The 2,052-nt window shown below is 41.2% G+C and carries 1 protein-coding gene; it reads left to right on the forward strand.

Annotated features, from left to right (window positions below; all coding sequences use genetic code 11):
* Window positions 1-91: 91 nt before the first annotated feature.
* On the forward strand, window positions 92-1,942 hold the full coding sequence (locus L4C33_RS21835; RefSeq protein ID WP_428814482.1) for an ABC transporter ATP-binding protein: 1,851 nt from the start codon (window positions 92-94) through the stop codon (window positions 1,940-1,942).
* Window positions 1,943-2,052 lie beyond the last annotated feature (110 nt).

Raw genomic sequence — 2,052 nt, forward strand, 5'->3', positions numbered from 1 at the left:
TCCTAATAGTATTTAGTCACATAGATACAAAAAACAAACAACACAATGGCTATAAGACTCTGTAATAAAAGAGTTTATAAAGGAATAACTAATGTATAAGAAATTTGAAAGCTTCACTGAAGCTTTTCCGAAAGGAGAACCGATACAACCTCCTAGCGGTATCTTGGCATTTTGCCGGCACTACACCAAAGGCTTCGAAAAACCACTGATCATTCTCGGCCTTATGAGTATGACTATCGCCATCATTGAAGTTTCACTGTTTGGCTTTATGGGGCAGTTGGTAGATTGGCTATCAACCAGTAACCCAGAGACATTTTTTGAAGATAATAAATCGACATTAATTGGTCTCAGTATACTGCTGCTCGTGATCATGCCAGTGATGATAGGTGTGTATTCATTGCTGATTCACCAGACACTTTTGGGCAACTACCCAATGTCCATTCGCTGGTTAGCACATCGATACTTGCTAAAACAGAGTCTGTCTTTCTATCAAGATGATTTTGCTGGTCGAGTGGCGACTAAAGTAATGCAGACCTCACTTGCTGTTCGTGAAACAGTAATGAAAATGGTCGATGTTTTCATTTATGTCTGTGTTTACTTTACCGCGATGCTTGTCATATTGGCTCAAGCAGATTGGCGCCTAATGGCTCCGATGCTTATTTGGCTATTTGCCTATATTGGTATTCAGCTTTACTACGTACCAAAGTTAAAAGATGYCTCTTCTGAACAAGCAGACGCACGATCTCTAATGACTGGCAGAATAGTGGATAGCTACACAAATATCGCCACAGTTAAGCTGTTCTCTCATAGTAAGCGTGAGACTGAATACGCAGAAGAAGGAATGGAAGGCTTCCTAGATACCGTCCACCGACAAATGCGCCTTGTCACAGGTTTCAACATCTGGGTTGAGTTTGCTAACTACATATTAGTATTCAGCATTGCGGCTATTTCTATCTTTTTATGGGTGGACAATGCGATCAGCGTGGGGGCGATAGCTATCGCGATCAGCCTCGCATTACGTATCAACGGTATGTCGAAATGGATCATGTGGGAAATTGGCGGTTTGTTCGAAAATATGGGTACGGTTATTGATGGCATCAAAACTCTATCTAAACCAATTGATATCGAAGATAAACCAGACGCTAAACCTCTCGTTGTTCCACAAGGCGGTATCACATTTGATAACGTTAGCTTTAACTACGGTGAGAATAAGGGCGTAATTAATAACCTGAACTTGAACATTAAGCCAGGTGAAAAAGTTGGCCTTGTTGGGCGTTCTGGCGCAGGTAAATCAACCCTAGTGAATCTATTATTGCGCTTTCATGATGTTGAAGGAGGCGAAATTAGAATTGATGACCAAGTGATATCTGATGTCACCCAGGACTCATTGCGTAGCAATATTGGTATGGTGACTCAAGATACTTCTTTGCTACATCGTTCTATTRAAGACAATATCCTTTATGGCAAACCGGATGCCAGTGATGAACAACTTTATGCTGCGACCAAACAAGCGCATGCTCATGAGTTTGTAGAAACACTGACTGACCCGTTCGGCAATGTGGGTTATGACGCGCAAGTAGGCGAACGTGGTGTTAAACTCTCAGGTGGCCAACGCCAACGAATAGCAATTTCACGAGTACTACTGAAAAATGCTCCATTACTCGTGTTAGATGAAGCAACTTCTGCCCTGGATTCTGAGGTTGAAGCAGCTATTCAAGAAAGCTTAATTGAATTGATGGAAGGAAAGACGGTTATTGCCATCGCGCACCGTCTGTCAACGATAGCAGCCATGGATCGCTTAATCGTTCTCGACAAAGGCAATATTGTTGAACAAGGAAGTCATCAAGAGCTAATCAACCAAAAAGGCATCTACGCTCAACTTTGGGCTCACCAGACGGGCGGGTTTATTGGAGAAGACTTAGAACAAGACAAATCTGCTTAACTTATTTAATAACAAATGTTAACCGATGATCAAAAATTAATCGGTACAGTTCACATAAGTTAAACAACCTTATATAGATTATCATACTATAAATATAGTATGTGTATCAG

Source organism: Vibrio makurazakiensis (assembly GCF_050337375.1).
Taxonomy (GTDB): domain Bacteria; phylum Pseudomonadota; class Gammaproteobacteria; order Enterobacterales; family Vibrionaceae; genus Vibrio; species Vibrio makurazakiensis.